Origin of the sequence: Eubacterium sp. 14-2 (assembly GCF_000403845.2) — a bacterium.
In the GTDB taxonomy this organism is placed as follows: domain Bacteria; phylum Bacillota; class Clostridia; order Lachnospirales; family Lachnospiraceae; genus Petralouisia.
In genome coordinates this window covers 576,372-599,758 of record NZ_KE159568.1, presented here as the reverse complement: position 1 = coordinate 599,758, position 23,387 = coordinate 576,372, and the positions used below count along the sequence as shown (strand labels likewise).

The window sequence follows — 23,387 nt, the reverse complement described above, 5'->3', positions numbered from 1 at the left end:
AAAAGAAAATGGAAGTGCCCCTGAAACTGAACGAAGGTGTGACAAGCTGGGAGACAGTTATTTTCTTATATAATTCGGCTTTGAAAGAAGTGGGAACCAAGGTGGATATTCTGAACGATGAATTCCGCCACGTACATAAATACAATCCCATTGAATATGTGAAATCCAGAATCAAATCACCGGAGAGCATTGTGAAGAAGCTGAAACGCCATGGATATGAAAGTACCATTGAAAATATGGTAAACCATGTGAATGATATTGCAGGAATCCGGATTGTATGTTCGTTTACTTCCGATATTTACCGGCTGGCGGAAATGATTGGAAGACAGAATGATCTGACCGTTGTTTCCATTAAAGATTATATTAAGAATCCCAAAGACAGCGGCTATAAAAGCTATCATATGCTGGTGACAGTGCCCATATTTCTTACGGACGGGGTGGTGGATACCAGAGTGGAAATCCAGATCAGAACCATTGCCATGGATTTCTGGGCAAGTCTGGAGCATAAGATTTATTATAAATTTGAGGGAAATGCCCCGGAATATATCAGCCGGGATTTGAGGGAATGTGCCGGAATTGTGTCCATGCTGGATGCAAAAATGCTTTCTCTGAATGAAGCAATTATTCAGGCCAAAGAAGAACAGAGAGAAAAAGAAGGGTAAAATGAAAGTAACAGTTCTGACGGAAAATACAGTTTATAAGCGGGAATTTCTGGCAGAGCACGGATTGTCCCTGCTGATTGAAACAGCAGGAAAGACCTGGCTGTTTGATACGGGGCAGAGCGGAGTGTTTCTGCAGAATGCAGTGAAAATGAAGGAAAATCTGGAGCAGCTGGAGGGGATTATTTTAAGCCACGGCCATTACGACCATTGCGGCGGTATGAAAGACTGGGCAAAAAAGTGGCCGGAGGGTTCTCCGGTTCCTGTTTACATGAATCGGAAAGGGTTTGAGCGGAAATATTCCAGCCATCCCTTAACGGGACACATGCTGTTCAGCGGTATTCCGGAAGAAGCGGAACGCTGGATGAAGGAAAAGGCAGGTCTGGTTCTGACAGAGGAACCATGCCATGCTGTTTCGGAGCATGTTTATCTTCTGTCTTCCATTCCGCGTAAAACGGATTTTGAAAAGATACCTGCGACTTTCTGGAAAGAGACGCATCCGGGAGCCGAACCAAAACGTGATACCATGGAAGACGAGCAGCTTCTGGTAATCCGGGAATCCCAGGGACTCTGTGTGTTTTCGGGCTGTGCTCATGCGGGAATCGTAAATTGTCTGAACTATGTGCAGGAAACATTTCCAGGTGAAAGAATTCACAGTCTGGTGGCCGGAATGCACCTGAAAGGCTGCAGCAGCAGGCGTCTGCAGGAAACAGTCAGTTATCTGAAAGAACTGGAGGCGGATTTGGTGGTTCCTCTGCACTGTACCGGTCTGTTGGCGGCTGCCGCTGTAAAAGAGGCTTTGGGAGAAAGCTGTGTTTTGGCAGAGGCGGGGAAGAAGCTGGAGATTTAGAAAGCCCCCTGCATGCATGAAAAATGGGACCGGAAAGGTGTGATGGTATGGGACTGGCAGAATTTGAGCGGAAAAAAGAGGAAAAGATTAATGGTGTGATTTATGATATGTCACCGGCTCCCAGCTATCAGCACGGGATTATCAACAGCAATATTCACACAGCAATAAAGCAGGGACTAAAGGGGAGCATATGTATTGTATCCATTGAAAATCTGGATTTCAGATATCATCCGGAAGTCAGTGATGATTATGTATGTCCGGATGTGATGGTTCTATGTGACAGAAAGCACTTAAAAGGGGGAACTTACAGTGGTGTTCCCGGATTTGTACTGGAAACGCTGAGTCCGTCAAGTGCGAAAAGAGACCGGACAGAGAAAAAAGATATTTATGAAGCTGCCGGAGTGGAAGAATACTGGATTGTATCTCCTCAGGGAGCAGTTGAGATATATTATCTGAAAAATGGAAAATATGTGCTGGAACACAGTTATATTCTGCAGAGTGACAGGGAAGAGGAAGATTACAATGCAGATACACTGATACGTTTGAAGGGTTTTCCGCATATAACAATGACATTGTCAGAGATATTCGAAGGAACAGAATAATATTTTCCGGTATTGACAAACAGGAAGTAATGTGTTGCTTTATAATTACGATATAGTATGAAACCAGACCGGCGCCTGGGCAGAAAACTGCTCAGGTGCCATTTTGTTCTTCATTACAGGAGAAAAGAAATGAGGCAAAAAGCAAAGCAAAAGCAGAATACAGACATAATAGCTGAACTGCAAAAAGGGGCGGCAGGACTTTTTGTAATCTGTATGACAGGTCTGTTTCCGCTTTTTTACCAGGATGGCTATTTTAACATTGCAAATGCAAAATTACTGTTTTTTAATATCTGCGCTGCGTTACTGACAGTTCTGACGCTTATATTTGCGGCAATTGGCTGGCTGCAGAACCGGAAAATTTCAGGAGAAGTAAAAAGGCGGACAGTCAGCCTCAGAAAAGAGGGACTGCGTAAAATACCGGCAGCAGCCTGGTTTATGGGAGCGTTTACGCTGGCGATTATACTTTCCACCATCTGTTCTTTGGACCCGTCAGAATCTTTTTATGGAACAGACGCCAGAATGCTGGGGGCCAGAGTGTTTCTGCTCTGTGTGGCTGTATCTGTGATTCTGGGTAAATATTTTCAGCCAGGTATCCAGACAGTATGGATTTTTCTGATTTCCAACGGAGCGGTGCTGCTGCTGGGTATTTTTCAGTTCTGGGGCGTCAATGTATTTCATATGTGGGACGATATGGATCCGGGACAGATGGGCTCTTTTCTGACTACTATTGGAAACATCAATGTCTGTTCTGGCTATTACTGTATGATTCTTCCCGTTGGAATGGTACTGTACTGTCTGTCAGAAACCTGTTTTTCAAAAACAGGTTACGGTGTGTTTCTGGTTCTGGGCTTTTATGGTGCTTATACCACAAATGCCGCAAGCTGGATTCTGGGTATCGGCGCCGCTTTTCTGGCAATGCTGTGGTTTTCCATGAAAGACAGTAAGCATATGGTAAGGTTTCTGGAACTGTGCCTGCTGTTCTGGACGAGCGGCCTGCTGCTGAAGCTGACATTGCTCATGTGGCAGGAAGGAAATACAAAAGCCTTTATGAGCCAGCTGTTTTCAGGGCAGCAGCTGCAGAATCTGATGATACGACCCATGGTACTGCTGACAGAAGGAGCAATATTGATTTTATTGCTGTTCCTGGTGAAGCTGGCAGAAAGGAAAAAAAGGAAACTGCCCTGGAAAAAAATCAGAAATGTTCTGTTTGCCATGCTGGCAGCAGCAGCCGGAACCGGTATCGTGCTGGCGGCAGCTGCAAATCTCATGGAGGAAAAACAATGGGCGGGTATCTGGCAGTGGATGAACAGCTTAAAGCTGCAGGATGAATTTGGAAGCGAGCGTGGATTAATCTGGCGGCATACCGTAACAGCATGGAGTAAACTGTCCCCTGGCAGGAAACTTGTGGGCTGGGGGCCCAACTGTTTCCATCAGTTTCTGTATCAGTACCAGGGAGAGGAACTGGCGGCTTATGGGGGGCGTATCGTGGATCCCCACAATGAATGGCTTCTGTTTTTATCCATAACCGGAATTACAGGTGCAGTCAGTTATTTCGGACTGCTAATCAGCACTGCGGCCGATGCCGGAAAAATGGCCCGCAGCTGTCCGATTATGATGATGGGAACCGTAATGCTGTGCAGCTATATGGCCCAGGGCATGGTCAATAATCCAACTGTGTTCCTTACACCGAGTCTTTTTCTGTTTCTGGGAATATTAAAAAGCCTGGAGCGGCATTATAAAGAAAAGATTTCCGGATAAATCTGATAAGATTTCAGGTCCGGATATGAAAATTTCTGTTTACAGAACGCTGGAATATTGCTATACTTTCATACGGAATATTTATCTGGAGGAAAGACCATGCCGGAAAGTAAAACAATTTTAAATCTTGCCATATCCGTGGGAGAAATTCTTCTGAAAAGCGGAGGGGAAATTTATCGTGTGCAGGAAACGGTGAGCCGCATTCTGGAGGCTTATGGAATAGAAGATTATCATGTGTTTGTAATTACAAACGGAATTTTTGCCACTGTATATGAACAGCGAAAAGATGCAGGCAGCATGGTGCGCTATGTTCCCATAGGAGAGGTGAATCTGGAACGGGTTGCCCAGATGAATCAGCTGTCCAGAGAAATCTGTGAGAAAAGCTGTACAATAACAGAGGCATATGAGAAGTTAGAACAGTATCGGAATGCTTCCGGTACCGGAAATCTGGCGATGATTTTTGCCTGTGCCACAGGCAGCGCAGGATTCTGTTATCTGCTGGGCGGCAGGCCCTATGACAGTATGGTGTGCTTTTTTCTGGGAATTCTGCTGGAAGTGTTTTTAATTCTGGCAGCCAGACATCATGCTTCCAGATTTATCATGAATATTATGGGAAGCGCCATTGTGACCACAGGAAGCCTGATTCTGTATGTGGCGGGGGCCGGGATTTTATCAGATAAAATTATTATCGGCGGCATTATTCCGCTGGTGCCTGGGGTGGCTCTGACCACGGGAATCCGGGATTTATTCAGCGGAGATTATCTGTCAGGAAGCATCCGCATGATTGACGCGCTGCTCACCGGTATGTGTATTGCCATTGGAGTAGGAGGCGCCATCAAGATATTTCAGCTTTTATGGGGAGGGACACTGGCGCTGTGAGACAGGGAAAAATTTTGAAAAAGCGAATCAGGAGGTGGCTGTGATGGATCAGGTTCTGGTGTCCATGGCTGCTACCATGGCATTTGCAGTATTATTTCATGTACCACGGTCAGAATATCTGCTCTGTGCGGTAAACGGAGCCATTGGCTGGATGGTGTATCTTTTTTGTGTCGCCCATGGCACGGGCATTACAGTTGCCTCCATGTGGGCCACTCTGGTGCTTACCCTTGTGGCAAGGCTGCTGTCGGCGATTCGGAAAATGCCCGGCACCGTATTTCTGATCACAGGAATTTTTACTCTGGTGCCTGGGGCAGGTATTTACTATACGTCATATTATCTGATTATGAACGATCTGGAACAGTGCATGGCAAAAGGGATTGAGACGTTTAAAATTGCCGGAGCCATTGTGCTGGGGATGATTTTCGGGCTGATACTTCCCCAGAGCTGGTTTAACCAGCTGAGGAAAATATGGAAGAAATAAATATGGGATTTATGGCAGCAGCATGGAGTTTACTGCTGTGGGCAGGCGGACTCGTGTGAATAGAAGATGTCGCTAAAGCGACCGCACTCGGCCCAGCAAACCGTTCAGGTCCCTCATTCATGAGGGACCTGAACGGTTTGTTTTTGCATGGCAGAGCCTGTTTTATTTTTCACATTTCCAGAAATAAGCGCTGTAAGGAGGAAGTTCGCTTCCGCCGCCGAAATCGTGGGGCTGTCCGGTAATCAGATCTTCAGCCATACCGCAGCCGGCGTCAAAGTGGGCGGTATAGGGTTCACTGTCTGCATTGATGGCAACCAGTACCCGTTCCGTATCCGTTTTCCGCTCAAAGATACATTGTTTGTTAGTCAGTACAACGGAGCGGAAATCTCCATAATTCAGGGCATTGGATTCCTTTTTTGCAGCAGTCAGTTTTGCAATCCAGTCTGTCAGTTCATTCCATTCCGGTTTGTCAAAAGAAGGACGCAGAGAGGGATCTCCGTTTTTCTTATCCCCTTCTGCTCCCCATTCACTGCCGTAATATACGCAGGGGATGCCCGGCATACCGAAACACAGCGCATAAATCAGAGGAAGATGAGATTTATTTCCCAGAATAGTGGAGATTCTGGAAACGTCATGGTTGTCCACAAAGCTCAAAAGATGTTTTCCACGGTAGAGGGTCCAGTTTTCCGGTCCGAACTGCCGCAGCAGAGAGTGGTTGATTTCAAACATATTCATGGAATTGAAACTGGAGTGCAGTCCCTTGTAACACTCGTAGTTGGTGGCAGAGTGGAGCATGGCGTCGTTTACCAGCTGGTTGTAATCTCCGTGAAGCATTTCTCCCACCAGGAAAAAGTCTTCTTTCAGGCTGTCGCAGTGGCCGCGCAGTCTCCGTACAAAATCATGATCCAGACAGTAAGCCACATCCAGGCGCAGTCCGTCAATATCCCATTCCTTTACCCACTGGCTGACACTTTCCAGAAGATACTGAATGACCTCTTCATTTCTGAGATTTAATTTTACCAGGTCATAATTGCCTTCCCAGCCCTCATACCACAATCCGTCATTGTAGTTGGAATTTCCGTGGAAATCAATATGGAACCAGTCCCTGTAGCGGGAATTTTCCCGGTTTTTAAGGACGTCCTGGAATGCAAAAAATCCCCGGCCTGCATGATTGAACACACCGTCCAGCACCACGCGGATATCTGCCTTGTGAAGAGCGTCGCAAACCTCCTTAAAATCTTCGTTCGTGCCCAGACGTACATCCACTTTCCGGTAATCTCTGGCATTGTAGCCATGGGTATCCGATTCAAACAGCGGAGAAAAATAGATGGCGCTGACGCCCAGTTTTTCCAGATGGGGAATCCAGTCTGCGACTTTTAAAATACGATGTTCTGCCACTCCGTCATTTTCAAAGGGAGCGCCGCAAAATCCCAGAGGATAGATCTGGTAAAACACACTTTCATAAGCCCACATAATCAATAAGCTCCTTTCTATAATAAGTAATCATCCCGTAACAGTCAGAATTTTCCAGGTGAAACAAGATAACTTCATTATAAAAAGAAATCTGTTTACTGACAATGGAAAAAGCTACAAAATTTTATCAGATAAAATGAGAAAATACGTTACTTTTCCGCAGGCATGGAAAAGATTGTGTTTTTTCGGATAATCCGGTATACTGAAAAGAGTTGAAAATGCGCAGATTGGAGGAAATTATGAATATACAGGCAATCCGTTCCTGCATGCCTGCATTTGAAGAAACCCTGCTTCCGGGGCTGGAACTGGAGGCGGCAGGTATTCCGGTACTGGCGGCAGGAGTATGCAGACGTGGAAAAAATCTGATGTTTTATTTATTTTCTGAAGGGGAAGATCCTGATGAACACATGGAAAAACGCATGAAACTGGAGAGGAAACGAAGAAAGGGAACCCTTACGAAAAGGGAAGAACTGCTGGCAAACGTGGAACTTCAGGAAGCAGGCGTGATGGAGGTTATTCGGGGGATCCGGGTGGCAGGCAGGGAATATCATTTTCAGTCCGGCAGCAGCGGAGTTCTGGCAGAATATAATCTGGAGGGAAGGATGCTGCTGTATTATCTTCTGTCACAGAACATGTCCTTTGGATTTTTAGAGACCAGGAAACTTTCCGGGATTCAGTGCACTGCCATGGAGCTGGAAGGGGAATACGAAACCATCCCTTTTTCCCAACAGGAATTTGCATGTCTGGAATTTCTGGAAGAAAAGCGTTATTATCATGTGCCGGTAAAGCGAAAAATGAAACTGCATGTGGGAAAACAGTCCGGCAGAAAACAGACTTTTTCCATGAAAATTCCAGACAGACGGGAGTGGGGAGCCGAATCGGTTCAGCAGCGGGAAATTACATATTATATTAATAACATAAGAGTGGAAGACAGCTGGACGGAGAAAAAGGCAAAATACGACGAAATGTTGGAACAGGGGATTTTGTCCGACGAAAAAGAGTATCAGATGTTTCTGAATCATCTGGAGGAAATCTGTCCTCAGGGCATGAGGAATCTGGTGGTGGAATATGAATGTGAGGAAGCCTCTCTGGAGTTTTATACCAGAGAACAGCTTCAGGAAAAACAGAAAATAAAAGAAGGGGATGGAGCGACTGCCTTTTTCCTGGCAGGAAGGGCAGCAAAAGGAAAAGGAATCCACGGAATGGAGCTGCGGGGCTGCGTAATACAGTATCCGGTGAAGCCGGATATTTCAGAAGTAAATCTGGAACTGCTCTGCGCATTTCTGATGCCGGAAAAAGAAAAAAGTCAGCCTGACAGAGAAAAGCAAAGAGAATGATATGCTGTATTCTGTACAGCCCCGTCAAATGCAGGATTTTTATTATTTTTTCCTGCCCATTTCTCTGGATTTTTCCACACAGGCCCGCTGGGCTGTGATAACCGCACCGCGCAGGCCCTGATTTTCCAGGACGGCCACAGCTTCTATGGTGGTGCCTCCGGGAGAGCAGACAGCGTCTTTTAATACGCCGGGATGAGAGCCTGTTTCCAGAACCATTCTGGCAGACCCAAGGACTGCCTGGGCAGCAAATTTATATGCCTGGGACCGGGGCATCCCGTCTGCCACAGCCGCGTCCGCCATGGCTTCCAGAAACAGAAATACACAGGCAGGGGAAGAACCCGATACGCCCACTACAGTATCCATCATGGATTCCGGAACAATTTCACAGACGCCAAAGCTGTTGAAAATGGAACTTATTTCTGACAGCTCAGACTGGGAGATATTTTCGTTGGGGCACAGAGCGCTCATGGCTTCTCCCACCAGAGCCGGGGTATTGGGCATGGCCCGGACCAGTTTGACGGGTTTTTTGAAAAAACCTTCTATGGCGTCCAGGGACTGTCCGGCAGCGATGGATACCAGAATGGCGTGTTTTGGGATACTGTCTCTGATTTCTGCAATTATTTCCGGAAAAAGATGGGGCTTGACTGCCAGAAACAGGATGTCCGACAAGCTGGCAGCTTCCGGATTGCTCCTGGTGGTGCGGATCTGAAAGCGTTCCTGCAAAGACAGCAGAGTGCGTTCTGTTCTGGCGGTGGCAATGATATGGTCTTCTGAAGTGAGGCCGGAATTCAGGATTCCGCCGATGATGGCGCTGGCCATGTTTCCGCCTCCGATAAATCCAATTGTTTTATTCATAGTCTGAAACCTCCCTGTTTCACTATATCATAGCAGGTGAGGGACCATTGTGCAAGTGATAGAAATTTATTACAGGAGGGAACCATGATTTCTTTTGAAAATGATTATACAACGGGAGCACATCCCGATATTCTGAAAAAACTGGCGGAAACCAATCTGGAACCGGCGTCCGGCTACGGGGCAGACCCGTACTGTAAAAGTGCATGTGAAAAAATCAGAAAAGCCTGCGGTGCGCCGGAGGCGGATATTTACTTTCTGGCAGGCGGAACCCAGACAAACGCAGTTGTAATTTCCTCCATGCTCCGCAGCTACGAAGGAGTTCTGGCGGCTGAGACGGGTCATATCGGTGTCCATGAGGCAGGAGCCATTGAATACACCGGCCACAAGGTGCTTACGCTGCCGGGCCATCAGGGAAAGATCCATCCGGAAGAACTAAAGAGTTATCTGGAAAAATTTTATCAGGATGAGACCCACCAGCACATGGTCTTTCCGGGGATGGTGTACCTTTCCCATCCCACAGAATACGGAACCCTTTACAGCAGAGAAGAACTGGAGATGACAGGGGAAATCTGCCATAGTTACGGGATTCCCCTCTATCTGGACGGGGCCCGTCTGGGATATGGGCTTATGAGCCGGGAAAGCGATATGACGCTGGAGGATATTGCCCGGATCTGCGACGTATTTTATATCGGCGGCACCAAAATGGGGGCATTGTGTGGAGAAGCAGTGGTATTTCCCGACGAAAATAGCCCCGGACATTTTCTGACGGTTATGAAGCAGCATGGCGCCCTGCTGGCAAAGGGGCGTCTGCCAGGCATCCAGTTTGACACCTTATTTACAGATAATCTGTATTTTGAAATCAGCAGCCATGTAATTGAGATGGCGGAACTTTTGAAAAAGAAGTTAAAGGAAAAAGGCTGTGTGTTCTACCTGGAATCTCCAACCAATCAGCAGTTCATTATTCTGGAAAACAGCAGTCTGGAAAAACTCAAAGAGCAGGTCGCAGTCAGTTTCTGGGAAAAGGCGGATGATACCCATACGGTGGTAAGGCTGGCAACAGGCTGGTCCACTGTGAAAGAAGATATTGAAAAACTGGGAGAAATTCTGGAATAGAGGAGGAAAGATGGAAGAAAAAAAGAAAAAATCAGTGGCAGCAGTTCTGATTGACGGGGTGGCAGGGATTTTTCTGCCCATTGTAAATTTAATGAGTGCAGCCGGAATTCTGAAAGGAGCACTGGTTATCCTGGCAGCTTCAGATTGGATTCAGGCGGACAGTGAAACATATCTGGTACTGAATGCCATGGCGGACAGCCTGTTTTATTTTCTGCCCATGCTGCTGGCTTTTACCGCTGCCGGGAAATTTGGTGCAAATCAGTTCACTGCTGTTGTAATTGCGGGAATTTTGTTATACCCTTCCCTTACCACAGTTCTGGAACAGGGGAATACCATTCATTTTCTGGGACTGCCGCTGCGGGGCGTTACCTATCATTCCAGTGTAATTCCCATTATTCTGGCAGTGGGGCTTTTGCATTTTGTGGAAGAGTTTCTGAACAAAGTGATTCCGGAGATGATAAAGGGATTCGCAGTTCCCCTGATATCGGTGTTGCTGGTGGGACTGGCGACGCTGGCTCTGTTCGGGCCCATGGGCGCGGTAACAGGAGATGTGCTGGCTGTTGGGTATGAGAAAGTATACGGACTGTCTCCGGTGGCGGCGGGAATTTTTCTGGGAGCATTTACCCAGCCTATGGTGATTTTTGGTTTCCAGTGGAGTTTTATCCTGATTGCCATGAACAATATTATGATAAACGGCTCCGATACGGTACTGGCATTGATGGGGCCGGCGGCATTTTCCCAGGCCGGAGCCGTATTTGCAGTTCTTTTGAAAAGCAAAGACAGAGCCTTTCAGTCCATTTGCGGTTCCGCCATGCTGTCCGCGCTGTTTGGCATTACGGAGCCGGCATTGTTCGGGGTAAGCCTTCCCCGGAAAAAACCAATGGCGGGTGTCTGTATTGGCGGCGGTATCGGAGGTGCGCTGGCCGGGCTTTCCGGCGCTCAGGCCATGTCTTTTGCTTTCCCCAGCCTTGTGACCTTTCCGGTATTTTACGGGGAGGGGTTCGGAATGTATGTGCTGAGCTGCCTGGTGGCGTTTGCGGCCTCTTTTCTCATTACGATGATTTTAAAAGCAGAGGAATAGTACAGAACAGAAAAGCGGAGCTGTTGCTCCATAGATGATTACTCATCTGTTTTGCAACAGCCCCGCTGTCTTTGAACGTAATAATCAGAAATCTGTCAGATCTGCAGCTCTTCTTTCAAGGAAAGCAGTCATGCCTTCTGTCTTGTCATGGGTAGAGCAGGTAATACCAAACAGGTTTGCTTCCATTTCAACTGCATTTTTAATATCCATATCATATCCGTTGTTGATGGCAGCTTTTGCGATGGAAACAGCATAGCTTCCTTTGGAAATGATTTTGGAAGCCATCTTCTTAGCGGTGTCCATTAATTCTTCTTTTGCAACCACTTTGTTCACAAGGCCGATTCTGTATGCCTCTGCAGCGTCAATGTTGTCGCAGGTGAAGATAAGTTCTTTTGCACGGCCCATGCCAACCAGACGTGCAAGTCTCTGGGTTCCGCCGAATCCGGGGATAATGCCAAGGCCGGTTTCCGGCTGAGCAAAAGTAGCGTTTTCAGCAGCGATACGGATATCACATGCCATGGCGATTTCACATCCGCCGCCCAGAGCGAATCCGTTTACAGCAGCGATGGTAACCTGACGCATGTTCATCAGTTTGAAGAAAGGCTCAGCAGCTCTCATACCGAATGCCCGTGCTTCAGCAGCAGAGAAGTTTACCATTTCAGCAATGTCAGCGCCTGCCACGAAAGATTTGTAGGGGTTGTCTTTCTTGTCCGGGCCGCCGGTCAGGATTACAACCTTCACGTCGTCTCTTGCTTCAATTTCGGTCAGTGCTACATTCAGTTCATCCAGTGTTTCACTGTTCAGAGCGTTTAATGCTCCGGGTCTGCTGATGGTCAAAACAGCAATCTGATCTGCTACGTCCAGTTTTAAATTGTTCATGGGTAAAAACCTCCTAAAAAATTATGTAATATTGGTGTTTTCTGATACCTTTAATATATAACTTTGACAAAAATTTGTCAATAAGGAATAGCGAATCAGTCACGATAATAGTTACGGGCTGCCCGCCCGGAAAGCAGTGGGTGTACATCCGTATTTTCGTTTGAAAATCCGATTAAAATAAGAAAGGTTTTCAAACCCCGTTTCCGGAGCGATGCTGGCAATGGAATCAGAGGAAGAGACCAGCATTCTGGCCGCCATGGTCAGCCGGTAATCGTTCAGGTAATCAGTAAAGGAAACCCCCATACTGGATTTGAAAAATTTCATAAAATGAGACTGGCTGAATCCGCAGATACCCGCAGCGTCCTCTATGGTAATTTTTTCGCTGTAACTGGTTTCCACATATTTCAGAATATCCTTCAGACGATCCAGCGACCTGTGTTTTCGGCGGGGCGGAGGAGACGAGGAGGAAAACAGGGTGTAGAAAAAGGAAAACAGCTGTCCTTTGACGGCAAGCTGATAGCCGTATTCAAAGGTCCGGCAGATTTCATCCATGGCATTGAGGCACCGGGAAAGGGCGGGATACAGGCAGGAATCCGGGGAAAAATGATTCGGGAACAAAAGCTGACCCTGCATCAGCGGCTGGAAAAATTTTTCCGTACATTCATCACCCTGAGGAGCCATCAGCATATCCAGTCTGAAAATGATATTTTCGTACTCCATGGAAAAATCCTCGCGCTGTTCGATGGCGTGAAGCTGCCCTGGCGGAACCACCACAATATCCCCTTCCCGCACCGGAAGAGGCCAGAGATCCAGGGTAACCTGCCCCTGTCCTTTTTTTATATAGATGATTTCCATATCGTTGTGCCAGTGAAGAGGCACCATGGAAAAATCCAGGGGAATGCTGCACAGATAGATATTAAAAGGGAAGTTATCCTGTCCGTGAGATTTTGTTTCCTGTGTGTTTTCATATTCCAGAATGTTCATATGATACCACCATTTTTTCTTTTTTTGATAGTATTGTACTATATTTTGCCATCATACTGCAAGAAAAATGTGGGAAATGGAGTTATACTCTGGTTGTGAAATAAAACGAAACACAGGAAGGATTTACATAAGGATTCGGAATAAGCGGGAGAAATTTCGGGCAACCTGAAAACAGAGATTCCGAAACATAAAAAGTTCAGATACCGTCCGGCAGGAAGGGCTGCCGGCAAACACTGTTATGGAGCCGGGAAACAGGCAGGAGGAAGAAAGAATGAGTGTGAATGTAAGAGAATTGCTGGAACAGAAATGCTGCAACAATATTGCGGCCTGCACCAATGAGCAGATTTATTACGGCCTTCTGGGCATCGTAAAAGATATGGCAAAAGAAAAAGAGAGCCAGGAAGGAAAGAAAAAAATCTATTATATTTCCGCAGAATTTCTGATTGGAAAACTGTTGTCCAATAATCTGATTAACCTGGGAATTTACGATGAAGTGGCAGAAATGCTGGCGCAGTATGGCAAAGATATCAGCCTGATTGAACAGGTGGAGCCGGAACCTTCTCTGGGAAACGGAGGACTGGGACGTCTGGCAGCATGTTTCCTGGATTCCATGGCAACCCTTGGAATGAACGGAGACGGAATCGGCCTGAATTACCATTTCGGCCTGTTTTTACAGACGTTTGAGAACCGTCTGCAGAAAGAAAACAAAAATCCGTGGATGGAAGCAGAGAGCTGGCTTACCAGAACTGACGTGACCTATCCCGTACAGTTCGGAGGATTTACCGTACAGTCCAGAATGTATGACCTGGATGTAACGGGATTTGAAAACAGAACCAACAAGCTGCATTTGTTTGACATTGAAACGGTAGATGAAAATCTGGTAGGAGACGGAATCAGTTTCAACAAGGGCGATATTATGAAGAACCTGACGCTGTTTTTGTATCCGGATGATTCCGATGATGCAGGACGTCTTCTGCGTGTGTATCAGCAGTATTTTATGGTAAGCAACGCGGCACGCCTGATTCTTTCCGAGTGCGAGGCAAAGGGATGTAAACTCTACGATTTACCGGACTATGCGGCAATCCAGATTAACGATACCCATCCAAGTATGGTAATTCCGGAGTTAATCCGTCTGCTGATGGAACGTGGCATCCGTATGAATGACGCCATTGATATTGTGTCGAAAACCTGTGCATACACCAACCATACCATTCTGGCAGAGGCGCTGGAAAAATGGCCCATGGACTACCTGAACCGGGCAGTACCTCAGCTGATGCCCATTATCCGTGAACTGGATACCATTGTAAAAGACAGGTTTGACGACAGATCCGTAGCCATTATTGACGAGGGAAACCTGGTACATATGGCAAATATGGACATTCACTATGGTTTCAGCGTAAACGGTGTGGCATACCTGCACACTGAGATTTTGAAGAAAAACGAACTGAATAACTTCTATAAACTGTATCCGGAGAAGTTCAACAACAAGACCAACGGAATTACCTTCCGCCGCTGGCTGATGCACTGTAATAAAGGATTAAGCCACTATCTGGATGAAGTTATCGGAACAGGCTGGCACAAAAATGCAGACGAACTGGAGAAACTTCTTTCCTTTGCCGATGATGAAAAAGTCCTGAACAGACTGTTGGAAATCAAACAGGAAAACAAGAAAAATCTTGTGGCATACCTGAAAGAAAAGCAGGGCGTGGAACTGGATGAGCATTCTGTTTTTGATATTCAGATTAAACGTCTTCATGAGTACAAACGCCAGCAGATGAACGCATTGCATGTGATTCACAAATATCTGGAAATTAAAAAAGGAAAGAAACCGGCTACTCCCATCACTGTCATTTTCGGTGCAAAGGCAGCTCCGGCCTATACCATTGCAAAAGACATTATCCATCTGATTCTGTGCCTGCAGGAACTGGTAAACAATGACCCGGAGGTAAGTCCTTACCTGAAAGTGGTGATGGTGGAAAACTACAACGTAACCAATGCGGAAAAGCTGATTCCGGCCTGCGATATTTCCGAGCAGATTTCACTGGCTTCCAAAGAAGCATCCGGAACCGGAAACATGAAGTTCATGCTGAACGGTGCCGTAACGCTTGGAACCATGGACGGAGCCAATGTGGAAATTGCAGATCTGGTAGGTGAGGAAAATATCTACATTTTCGGAGAAAGCTCCGACACCGTTATCGAACATTATGAAAAAGGCGATTACGTTTCCCGGAAATTCTATGAAGAAGATGAGGATATCAAAGAGGCTGTGGACTTTATTGTAAGTGAGGAAATGATGAAAGTGGGCCACAGAGAACATCTGGAGCGCCTCTATCATGAGCTGCTGAACAAAGACTGGTTTATGACGCTTCTGGATTATAAAGATTATGCAGCCAAAAAAGAAGAAATCTACAAAGATTATGAAAACAGAACTGCATGGGCGAAGAAAATGCTGGTAAATACAGCAAAGGCAGGATTCTTCTCATCCGACCGAACCATTGCAGAATACAACAAAGATATCTGGAAATTAAAATAATTCCTGTGAGACAGCAGGGCGGTTTCAAATCAGAGATGGTTTGAAGCCGCCTTTTTTATTCTATAGGAAATTCCTCTGGATTTCCTATAGAATAAAAGACAATTATCACACTGCGGCGGAAAAGAAATATGTCGCTAAAGCGACCCGCCGCAGGCGGAGAATCCTGCAAAGCAGGATTCTTTGTTCTCTTACAGGAAAGACCTTGTCACGCTAAAGCATGAAAGTATCTTTCCTGTAAGATAAAAATAATATGCGCAGGTTTCCCCGGAATGGAGCGGTGCCAGGCTATGTAAGTTTCCATGGAAAAAATCGGAAAAATGTGGTATCATTTTCTATTATAAAGGAAGAAAGCAGGGGGAACGGAAGTGAAGAGTTACAGAAAGAAGCGGAGGATACCCTATTCAGCCTATCATCTGGTACAGCTGCTTTGCGTGCTGCTGGCTTTGTTTGATATTGCGGTCACTGCAATTTCCACCTATGACATTATGGAAGAGAGCGTAAGTAACCAGACCGGGCTGACAGAGAGCAAAATTGCCGAATATATGAGCAACGTATGGAATCTGGCGGGTTCCATTGCAGAAAATGACAGGATGCAGAATACACAGGGAGCACTTGAGGAAAAAGTAAAAGGCCTGAAATCTTTTGCGGAAGTATACGGGCTCTATGCTATTGGAGTTGTGGATGCGGAAGGAACATATGCTTCCACCAATCGGGAGGGAACCGAAAATATCAGTGATTCTGCCATATTTCAGGAATTAAAGGAAAGCCGCAGAAAGGTGCTGACAGATATTTATCAGGCGAAAGAGGGTGAAAATATTCAGATTTTTACCGTGTGGCAGCCTGTTTTTAACGACAATACCGGAGAATGGAGCGGGGCTGTTGAGGTTTCCGTTTATTTTGACTATATGCAGAATATTATTGAGGGAGATTCCATTGACGGAAAATTTTATTTCTGTATGTATGACAGCAGATTTCTGGCGGCGGCCCATGCCAATATAAAAGCCAGAGGCCAGAGCTTTGATGATAATTTTAAATTAAACGACTGGGTCAGCAAAGGGGGAGAGGAAATCAGGGAGGCCATGGAGAACCGGGAAAAAGTTTCCTACTGGAAATTGTACGGAGGAAAACTTCAGTATGTAAAAAGCATTCCCATCCGCAACAGTAACTGGAGTCTGGCCATCCGCACCAATGTGGTGGAGTGTTATCGGATTTCCATGGTGGCGCTGTTAAGCAAAATTCTGGTGTACACAGTAGTAATTATATTATTCTGGTGGAAAGGAAGCCGGGAATATAAGAAACGTCAGTCTGCTTTCAGCTGGATGACAGATATGGTGGATGAGATTTTCATTATGCAGAATGAGGATACCGGGGAGCTGGAGTATATCAGCAACAATGCAGGCCGGATTATGGGGTATTCCCCGGAGGCAATCCGTCAGCAGCAGGGGCTGATTGAAAAGTGGCTTCTGGAAAACCAGGTGGACATTGAGGAAATAAAACAAAGTCAGGATTACCAGTTTCAGCGGAGAATTACCAATCCCCATACCGGGGAGCAGCGGGAATTCGGCATTCATATTTATGTCAGATCCGGAGGCGGGGGAAATTACAGGATTGTTGTGATTACAGATAAGACGAAGGAAATTCATCAGCGGGAAGCGCTGGAAACATCTCTTCTGCAGGTGAAAAATGCAAGCCGGGCCAAGAGCAGGTTTTTGTCCAATATGAGCCATGATATGCGCACGCCCATGAATGCCATTGTGGGAATGACCACCATTGCCAGAATGAATCTGGATAATCCGGAGCGGTTAAAGGACTGTATTCACAAGATAGAACTGTCTTCCATGCACCTGAAAAGCCTGATTAATGATGTACTGGATATGTCAAAAATTGAGAGCGGCCATGTGGTTCTGAATGAGGAACCTTTTAATCTCAGAACCCTTCTGCAGGAAGCGGGAGCTGTAATGCAGGTACAGGCTGCTGCTAAAAATCAGGAGATGACCCTGGACATTGATTCGATTTCCCATGAAATGGTGGTTTCTGACAGTCTGCGTATTCAGCAGATACTGACCAATGTGCTGGGCAACGCCATAAAGTTTACACCGGAGGGCGGTAGTATCAGTCTGTGCGTGGAAGAGACAGAAAACCGGAGAGGCGACCGGCGGTTTTATGAATTTTACTGTATGGACAACGGAATTGGAATGACCAGGGAAATTCAGGAAAAAATATTTGTGCCCTTTGAACGGGGAGATACAGGACAGACAGGCGGAATTGAAGGCACAGGCCTTGGAATGGCCATTACGAAAAATATTGTGAGCATGATGGGCGGAACCATAGAAATTATCAGTTTTCCGGGAGAGGGAAGTACCTTTATCATACGTCTGCCCCTGCAGAATGAGGTGATAGAAGAACCGGAATCCACAGAAGTGTCTGAGACAGATGCCGGGAAGCCTGTCCAGTTCAAAAATGGCGAGGTACGGATTCTTCTGGTGGAGGATAACGAGCTGAATATGGAGATTGCACAGGAACTGCTGGGAATTACCGGGGCAGAACTTGAAATCGCCTGGAATGGAAAAGAAGGGATTGAAAAATTTGCGGAAAATCCGGAAAATTATTTCGATATCATTCTGAGCGATGTGCAGATGCCGGAAATGGACGGGCATGAGATGACCAGGGCTATCCGGCAGATGAACCGGGGAGACGCCAGAATCATTCCCATTGTGGCCATGAGTGCAAATGCATTTTCCAGCGATGTGCTCAAAGCAAGGCAGGCGGGCATGAATGGACATATTGCAAAGCCCATTGATTTAAAAGATATTTACCGGATTCTGAAAAAATGGATTCCGGATGAAAAGCAGATTCAGGAGCCCGGCGACTGAAACAGGACACAGCCTTTTTCGGGGTATCCTGACGGTCCGGGGTCAAAATGGAGATTGAGATGAAATATACACAGATTGTTCCGGGGCGTTTTGAGAAACGTCTCAACCGCTTTGCAGCTCTGGTGGAACTGGAAGGCCGAATGGAAACATGCCATGTAAAAAATACCGGAAGATGCCGGGAACTTCTCGTTCCGGGGGCAGCCGTATGGCTGGATAAAAGCGATAATCCCAACCGTAAAACAGCCTGGGATCTGATTACTGTCAGAAAAGGAGAAACTCTGATTAACATGGATTCCCAGGCGCCCAACAGGGCAGTGGGGGAGTGGCTGAAACAGGGAGGGTACGCCCGCAGGAAAGAAGGAGAGGACTTTCCATTTTCAGATATTACTTATATAAAACCGGAATGCAGATATGGCAGCTCCAGAATAGATTTTTATGTGGAAGCAGGACAGGAAAAAGCGAGAAAAATTTTTATAGAAGTAAAAGGCGTTACACTGGAAGAAGATGGAATTGCAAGATTTCCCGATGCGCCCACAGAACGGGGGATCAGGCATATGCTGGAACTGGAACGGGCAGTCAGAGAGGGATATGAGAGCTATATCCTGTTTGTAATTCAGATGAAGGGAATCCGGTATTTTGAGCCCAATGACCGAACCCATCCTGAGTTTGGAGAGACACTGCGGCAGGTACAGAAAGCCGGAGTGGGTGTTCTGGCCTGGGACTGCAGAGTTACAGAGGATGAAATATGGCTGGACAGGCCTGTGGAAGTCAGACTGTTACCCGTTTAATAAAAAACTCCGCCACGGGCGGAGCTTTTTTATTAAACGGGTAATACTGTTTTACCATGAAATATGAAATCACATGATTTCTGTAAAGCAGAATCCTTTTTATTCTTCTTTGGATGGCTCCGGAAGCCGCACGAAAATTTTGCTGATCCGGTTTTTATCCATATCTTCAACCCGGAAAAACAGACCTTCCGGCGTGGTGACAGATTCGCCCGGTGTGGGCAGATGATCCAAAAGACCGATAACGTAACCGCCAACCGAATCATAATTGTCAGATACCAGATCCAGATTCAGAATGTCATGCAGGTCGTTGAGATTCAGAGAACCCTGTATCATATATTCCAGTTCACTGATTTTCTGGACAGGATCTTCTTCATCCATGTCGTATTCATCCCGGATTTCTCCTACAATTTCTTCCAGCAGATCCTCTAACGTGATTAACCCTGCAGTTGCTCCGTATTCGTCCAGCACAATGGCAATATTGATGGATGATTTACGCATTTCCAACAGGAGCTCCGCAGTATTTTTATGCTCATAAGTATAATAGGGCTTTCGCATAATGTTGCGGATGGAAAAATGGTCTTTATCTTCATAGAGAAGAAGGTCTTTCATATTGATAATACCCACCACATTGTCTGTAGAATCTTCAAACACCGGAAGCCGGGTAAATTTATCTTCACGGAAAATGTCCAGCAATTCCTGATAAGTGCTGTTAATATCAGCAAATGTCATATCAATACGGGGTACCATAACCTCTTTTGCCTGGGCATCGCCGAAATCAAACACATTGTTAATCATTTCCCGTTCTTCTGTTTCAATTACTCCCTCTTCATGGCTTACATCCACAATAGTGCGGAGTTCGTCTTCTGTCATGGTGTTCTGAGCGCCGGAAGCATCCACACGCAGCAGAATCAGAAAACCGAGTGCCAGCTTATTAATAACAAAAATAACAGGAGTGAGCAGTTTCATAAGTCCGCTGATTGTGCCTGCATAGGCCAGGGAAATTTTATCCGCATGGATGGTGGCAAAAGTTTTGGGTGAAATTTCACCGAAAATCAGTACCAGTACCGTCAGAATACCTGTGGCAATTCCGGCGCCCGCATTGCCGAAAATCTTTGTGGCAAGGGTGGTGGCCAGAGAAGCGGAGGACAAATTTACGATATTGTTTCCAATCAGTATGGCGCTGAGCATTTTACCGGAGTCATCTGTAATCTCCAGTACCTTTTTCGCCCGTTTGTTACCTTCTTCCGCCATGCTTCTGAGACGGATTTTATTAGAAGTGGTCAAAGCTGTTTCTGCAGAAGAAAAAAATGCAGATAACATTAATAAGATAATAATGATAATTAATTGTATGACGTCACCTGAGTCCAAGTACATCTCTCCTTTCAATACATTAATATACCGGATACAGGAGGATTTTGCAAGGAATTCCCTGAAAATTCAGGAAAAATTTAGAAATCCCTTTTCTTCGCAGGAATAGTTTTAAACGGTCGGGAATAAAATATCATAGAATCAAAAGGACATCCACAGGAGGGAGGAAAAGGGATGGAAAAGAAACTATGGAAGGCCTCGGCCAAAGGGAAGGGGGAAAACAAACCGAATATTTCTGTATTGTCCATATTGAAAATTCTGCTGGTTATGTATATGGTGACGGGAGCCCTGCTGCTGATTCTCTCTGCCATGCTCTATAAAATGCAGCTCAGTGAAAGCGTTGTTTCTATTGGGATTGTCCTGATTTATGTATTATCAGGATTTACAGGGGGATTTTTGAGCGGAAAGGTTATGAAACAAAAACGGTTTCTGTGGGGAATGACCATGGGCGCCTGCTATTTTCTGATTCTGGTACTGGGCTCTGTGGTATTTCAGAAAGGAATCAATATGGATTTGTCGCGGTTTGCCACCACCCTGGTGCTCTGCACAGCATCAGGGATGACCGGCGGGATGGCAAGCTGAATTCAGACATAAATGATCTGGAAAGAGTGGAAACATGTCTCTGATATGTTTCCGCTTTTTTCTTCTATAGGAAATTCCGTTGGATTTCCTATAGAAGAAAAAAACAATGATGCGCAGCTCGCGGGGTTGATGTTTATTGCGGCGCATTCTTTTTTATCTTATAAGATTAGGGTGTCAAAAGTCTGTTCCGGTCAGGATTAAGATTTTTTTAAGAAATTAATTGAGTTTTATTTTTGAAATCATTATTATAATGTCTGTATGATAAAAGTGAGATTTGGAAATGCAAGGAGAAAAAAGACATGGAACAACAGACCATTTTGGTAGTGGATGACAACAAAGAGATTGTGTTTTCTCTGGGAAAGCTCCTGGAATACGAAGGTTATCGGATTCTGAAAGCATATGACGGACTGGAGGCTCTGGAAGTATTAAAGGAACATACGGTGGATCTGATTCTGCTGGATGTGATGATGCCCCGGTTAAACGGGCTGTCGGCTCTGATGAAAATCAGGGAGACCAACAGGATTCCCGTAATTATTCTGTCGGCGAAAACCGAGGAGAGCGACAAGGTTTCCGGCCTTGTGATGGGGGCGGACGACTATATTGCCAAGCCTTACAATCCGGCGGAACTGGCAGCCAGAGTGGCAGCCCAGCTTCGGCGCTATCATACCTGGGGAGGCGGTGCACCAAAGGCTCAGGAAGACCAGATTGTAAATGGCAGTCTGGTGCTGGATCGGAAAAGTAAAAAAGCGGTTGTGGACGGAGCGGAGGTAAAGCTGACAGCCACAGAATATAAAATTCTGGAGCTTTTGATGGAACATCCGGGGCAGGTATTTTCTGCAGAAAAGATTTATGAGAAGGTCTGGAAAGAAGTGGCCAGCTATACCGTGGAAAATACGGTGATGGTACATATCCGCCATATCCGGGAGAAACTGGAAATTGATCCGAAAAATCCAAAATATGTAAAGGTGGTGTGGGGCATTGGGTACAAAATGGAAAAATACTGAAATCAGCAGGAAGCTGAAAAAGCTGCTTCAGAAAATATTAAAAAAAGATGAAATATTTCTGATTCCGGGGATTTTGGGTATTGTACTGGGGACTATGATGCTGACGGATATGTTGAGTTATCGGTATATGACCACAGAATACAATCTGGGCAGGGGAGGTGTGATGAACTTCTGCTTTGCTGCAGGTGTGACAGGAATACTTCAGTTTGGACTGCGGTATTTCAATAAAAACTGGCAGGTTCAGTCGGAACAGTTTTTTCAGGAATGGGAAAGAAAACAGCATAAACTGAAGCTGGCGACAGGAATTATTGCAGCAGTTGGGCTTTTTATAGCGGTAAAAAATTTTCGTTACAGACTGAACCATACCTGGCTGTTCGGAAATCTGAGTGCAGCTTATATTCCTGTGGGAACTGTACTGATTCAGTGGATTGTGAGTAACCTTGTCATCAGTTTCTATATGAAAAAAAAGCTGAAGCTCTATATGGAAAATCTGGAACAGATTAATCAGATAAGCCTGGAAACCGCATTACGCAGTGAACAGATGAAAGTGGATCTGATTTCTAATGTGTCCCATGATTTGAAAACACCTCTGACCTCCATGGTGGGTTATCTCGAACTGATGAAAAAAGAAGAACTGAGCGACGTGGTGGCTGATTATCTGGAAGTTCTTTCCAGAAAAGCGCAGAAATTAAAGGAAATGATTGACAGTCTGTTTGATCTGGCCAAAACCAGCAGCGGAAATGTGGAACTTCACATGGAACAGATGGAAATGAACTGTCTGATTGAGCAGGTGCAGGCAGATATGGGAGACCGTATAGCAGAGAGCGGCAGAGAGTTTGTGGTGATGCTGACAGAAGAACCCACAGATTTTATAGCAGACAGCAGCTACATGTACCGTATTTTTCAGAATCTTGTGGAAAATGCATTGAAATATTCCCAGGAATACACCAGAATTTTTATGAAATCCTCAGTCATCCACGTAAAAGAAGAAGGAAGCACGGAAGAGACCGGGCAGAAAGTACGGTTTGAAATTACCAATACCTCCAGTTATCAGATGAATTTTACCAGAGAGCAGATTGTGGAGCGGTTTGCCAGAGGAGATGAGTCCAGAACCACCGAAGGCAATGGACTGGGCCTTGCCATTGTAAACACTTATACAGCCGCACTGGGCGGCACCTTTGATGTGAAGATCGACTGCGACCAGTTTAAGGCTTCCGTGGAATTTTTGAAATAAATGCTTTTCATCCACAAAAAAGTGTGATATACTTTGCCATGAGGAGGGGCCCAA

Annotated in this window: 20 protein-coding genes; 15 read left to right on the top strand and 5 right to left on the bottom strand. The window is 45.7% G+C overall.

Translation table 11 applies throughout. From position 1 onward, the window contains the following. Window positions 1-8: 8 nt before the first annotated feature. The 6 genes from C805_RS19805 to C805_RS19780 all read left to right on the top strand — a co-directional run bounded on the left by C805_RS19805 (window position 9) and on the right by C805_RS19780 (window position 5,229). Window positions 9-662, top strand: coding sequence for a GTP pyrophosphokinase (locus C805_RS19805; RefSeq protein ID WP_016215768.1), 654 nt, complete (start codon window positions 9-11; stop codon window positions 660-662). 1 nt (window position 663) lies between these two features. Beyond that, entirely contained in the window at window positions 664-1,509 is an 846-nt protein-coding gene (locus C805_RS19800) for an MBL fold metallo-hydrolase (RefSeq protein WP_016215767.1), read from the top strand. Window positions 1,510-1,556: 47 nt separating this feature from the next. Beyond that, window positions 1,557-2,111, top strand: a complete 555-nt coding sequence (locus C805_RS19795) for a Uma2 family endonuclease (RefSeq protein ID WP_016215766.1) — start codon at window positions 1,557-1,559, stop codon at window positions 2,109-2,111. 129 nt (window positions 2,112-2,240) lie between these two features. After that, window positions 2,241-3,869 (top strand): O-antigen ligase family protein, encoded by a 1,629-nt coding sequence (locus tag C805_RS19790; RefSeq protein WP_016215765.1) that lies wholly within the window; start codon window positions 2,241-2,243, stop codon window positions 3,867-3,869. Window positions 3,870-3,968: 99 nt separating this feature from the next. Next, window positions 3,969-4,748 carry a threonine/serine exporter family protein gene (locus C805_RS19785; protein WP_016215764.1) on the top strand — a complete coding sequence of 260 codons (780 nt, stop codon included), beginning with the start codon at window positions 3,969-3,971 and terminating at the stop codon, window positions 4,746-4,748. Window positions 4,749-4,791: 43 nt separating this feature from the next. Then, window positions 4,792-5,229, top strand: a complete 438-nt coding sequence (locus C805_RS19780; protein WP_016215763.1) for a threonine/serine exporter family protein — start codon at window positions 4,792-4,794, stop codon at window positions 5,227-5,229. Between the two features lie 162 nt (window positions 5,230-5,391). Here C805_RS19780 and C805_RS19775 read toward each other — a convergent pair whose 3' ends face one another. Then, window positions 5,392-6,702, bottom strand: coding sequence for an alpha-amylase family glycosyl hydrolase (locus C805_RS19775; RefSeq protein ID WP_016215762.1), 1,311 nt, complete (start codon window positions 6,700-6,702; stop codon window positions 5,392-5,394). 239 nt (window positions 6,703-6,941) lie between these two features. On the opposite strand from C805_RS19775, the gene C805_RS19770 reads away from it, so the two are divergent. Beyond that, window positions 6,942-8,039 carry a hypothetical protein gene (locus C805_RS19770; RefSeq protein WP_016215761.1) on the top strand — a complete coding sequence of 366 codons (1,098 nt, stop codon included), beginning with the start codon at window positions 6,942-6,944 and terminating at the stop codon, window positions 8,037-8,039. A gap of 42 nt (window positions 8,040-8,081) precedes the next feature. Here the strand turns inward: C805_RS19770 and proC are convergent, their stop codons facing one another. Beyond that, on the bottom strand, window positions 8,082-8,894 hold the full coding sequence (proC, locus tag C805_RS19765) for a pyrroline-5-carboxylate reductase (RefSeq protein ID WP_016215760.1): 813 nt from the start codon (window positions 8,892-8,894) through the stop codon (window positions 8,082-8,084). An 84-nt stretch (window positions 8,895-8,978) separates the two neighbouring features. Between proC and C805_RS19760 the strand changes: the two genes are divergently transcribed. Further along, complete coding sequence (locus tag C805_RS19760) at window positions 8,979-10,007, top strand: threonine aldolase family protein (RefSeq protein WP_016215759.1); 1,029 nt, start codon at window positions 8,979-8,981, stop codon at window positions 10,005-10,007. 10 nt (window positions 10,008-10,017) lie between these two features. After that, complete coding sequence (locus C805_RS19755) at window positions 10,018-11,088, top strand: PTS transporter subunit EIIC (protein WP_016215758.1); 1,071 nt, start codon at window positions 10,018-10,020, stop codon at window positions 11,086-11,088. Between the two features lie 84 nt (window positions 11,089-11,172). Here the strand turns inward: C805_RS19755 and C805_RS19750 are convergent, their stop codons facing one another. Both C805_RS19750 and C805_RS19745 read right to left on the bottom strand, forming a co-directional pair. Further along, window positions 11,173-11,967, bottom strand: a complete 795-nt coding sequence (locus C805_RS19750) for an enoyl-CoA hydratase-related protein (RefSeq protein ID WP_016215757.1) — start codon at window positions 11,965-11,967, stop codon at window positions 11,173-11,175. 111 nt (window positions 11,968-12,078) lie between these two features. Continuing rightward, window positions 12,079-12,951 carry an AraC family transcriptional regulator gene (locus C805_RS19745; protein WP_016215756.1) on the bottom strand — a complete coding sequence of 291 codons (873 nt, stop codon included), beginning with the start codon at window positions 12,949-12,951 and terminating at the stop codon, window positions 12,079-12,081. Window positions 12,952-13,222: 271 nt separating this feature from the next. Here C805_RS19745 and C805_RS19740 point away from each other — a divergent pair, with 271 nt between their 5' ends. The 3 genes from C805_RS19740 to sfsA all read left to right on the top strand — a co-directional run bounded on the left by C805_RS19740 (window position 13,223) and on the right by sfsA (window position 19,145). Next, a complete protein-coding gene (locus C805_RS19740; RefSeq protein WP_016215755.1) occupies window positions 13,223-15,484 on the top strand; it encodes a glycogen/starch/alpha-glucan phosphorylase in 2,262 nt (753 codons plus the stop codon). A 365-nt stretch (window positions 15,485-15,849) separates the two neighbouring features. Then, a complete protein-coding gene (locus tag C805_RS25445; RefSeq protein WP_016215754.1) occupies window positions 15,850-18,357 on the top strand; it encodes a hybrid sensor histidine kinase/response regulator in 2,508 nt (835 codons plus the stop codon). Between the two features lie 59 nt (window positions 18,358-18,416). Next, window positions 18,417-19,145, top strand: a complete 729-nt coding sequence (gene sfsA, locus C805_RS19735; RefSeq protein ID WP_016215753.1) for a DNA/RNA nuclease SfsA — start codon at window positions 18,417-18,419, stop codon at window positions 19,143-19,145. A 99-nt stretch (window positions 19,146-19,244) separates the two neighbouring features. On the opposite strand, the gene C805_RS19730 is transcribed toward sfsA, so the two are convergent. Next, on the bottom strand, window positions 19,245-20,519 hold the full coding sequence (locus C805_RS19730; protein WP_371197670.1) for an HlyC/CorC family transporter: 1,275 nt from the start codon (window positions 20,517-20,519) through the stop codon (window positions 19,245-19,247). Window positions 20,520-20,687: 168 nt separating this feature from the next. Between C805_RS19730 and C805_RS19725 the strand changes: the two genes are divergently transcribed. The 3 genes from C805_RS19725 to C805_RS19715 all read left to right on the top strand — a co-directional run bounded on the left by C805_RS19725 (window position 20,688) and on the right by C805_RS19715 (window position 23,333). Then, the gene (locus C805_RS19725) at window positions 20,688-21,095 is read left to right on the top strand and encodes a TIGR04086 family membrane protein (protein ID WP_016215751.1); all 408 of its coding nucleotides are present in this window, start codon (window positions 20,688-20,690) and stop codon (window positions 21,093-21,095) included. A gap of 299 nt (window positions 21,096-21,394) precedes the next feature. Further along, entirely contained in the window at window positions 21,395-22,099 is a 705-nt protein-coding gene (locus C805_RS19720) for a response regulator transcription factor (protein WP_016215750.1), read from the top strand. Continuing rightward, window positions 22,074-23,333, top strand: coding sequence for a sensor histidine kinase (locus C805_RS19715; protein WP_016215749.1), 1,260 nt, complete (start codon window positions 22,074-22,076; stop codon window positions 23,331-23,333). The genes C805_RS19720 and C805_RS19715 overlap by 26 nt, the downstream gene beginning before the upstream one ends. Window positions 23,334-23,387: the final 54 nt, after the last annotated feature.

Coding starts and splice junctions, on each gene's coding strand:
- C805_RS19795 (WP_016215766.1), top strand. CDS start 1,557: ATGGGACTGGCAGAATTTGAGCGGAAAAAAGAGGAAAAGATTAATGGT.
- sfsA (WP_016215753.1), top strand. CDS start 18,417: ATGAAATATACACAGATTGTTCCGGGGCGTTTTGAGAAACGTCTCAAC.
- C805_RS19800 (WP_016215767.1), top strand. CDS start 664: ATGAAAGTAACAGTTCTGACGGAAAATACAGTTTATAAGCGGGAATTT.
- C805_RS19730 (WP_371197670.1), bottom strand. CDS start 20,519: ATGTACTTGGACTCAGGTGACGTCATACAATTAATTATCATTATTATC.
- C805_RS19805 (WP_016215768.1), top strand. CDS start 9: ATGGAAGTGCCCCTGAAACTGAACGAAGGTGTGACAAGCTGGGAGACA.
- C805_RS19750 (WP_016215757.1), bottom strand. CDS start 11,967: ATGAACAATTTAAAACTGGACGTAGCAGATCAGATTGCTGTTTTGACC.
- C805_RS19775 (WP_016215762.1), bottom strand. CDS start 6,702: ATGTGGGCTTATGAAAGTGTGTTTTACCAGATCTATCCTCTGGGATTT.
- C805_RS19760 (WP_016215759.1), top strand. CDS start 8,979: ATGATTTCTTTTGAAAATGATTATACAACGGGAGCACATCCCGATATT.
- C805_RS19720 (WP_016215750.1), top strand. CDS start 21,395: ATGGAACAACAGACCATTTTGGTAGTGGATGACAACAAAGAGATTGTG.
- C805_RS19755 (WP_016215758.1), top strand. CDS start 10,018: ATGGAAGAAAAAAAGAAAAAATCAGTGGCAGCAGTTCTGATTGACGGG.
- C805_RS19770 (WP_016215761.1), top strand. CDS start 6,942: ATGAATATACAGGCAATCCGTTCCTGCATGCCTGCATTTGAAGAAACC.
- C805_RS19745 (WP_016215756.1), bottom strand. CDS start 12,951: ATGAACATTCTGGAATATGAAAACACACAGGAAACAAAATCTCACGGA.
- C805_RS19780 (WP_016215763.1), top strand. CDS start 4,792: ATGGATCAGGTTCTGGTGTCCATGGCTGCTACCATGGCATTTGCAGTA.
- C805_RS19740 (WP_016215755.1), top strand. CDS start 13,223: ATGAGTGTGAATGTAAGAGAATTGCTGGAACAGAAATGCTGCAACAAT.
- C805_RS19725 (WP_016215751.1), top strand. CDS start 20,688: ATGGAAAAGAAACTATGGAAGGCCTCGGCCAAAGGGAAGGGGGAAAAC.
- C805_RS19785 (WP_016215764.1), top strand. CDS start 3,969: ATGCCGGAAAGTAAAACAATTTTAAATCTTGCCATATCCGTGGGAGAA.
- proC (WP_016215760.1), bottom strand. CDS start 8,894: ATGAATAAAACAATTGGATTTATCGGAGGCGGAAACATGGCCAGCGCC.
- C805_RS19790 (WP_016215765.1), top strand. CDS start 2,241: ATGAGGCAAAAAGCAAAGCAAAAGCAGAATACAGACATAATAGCTGAA.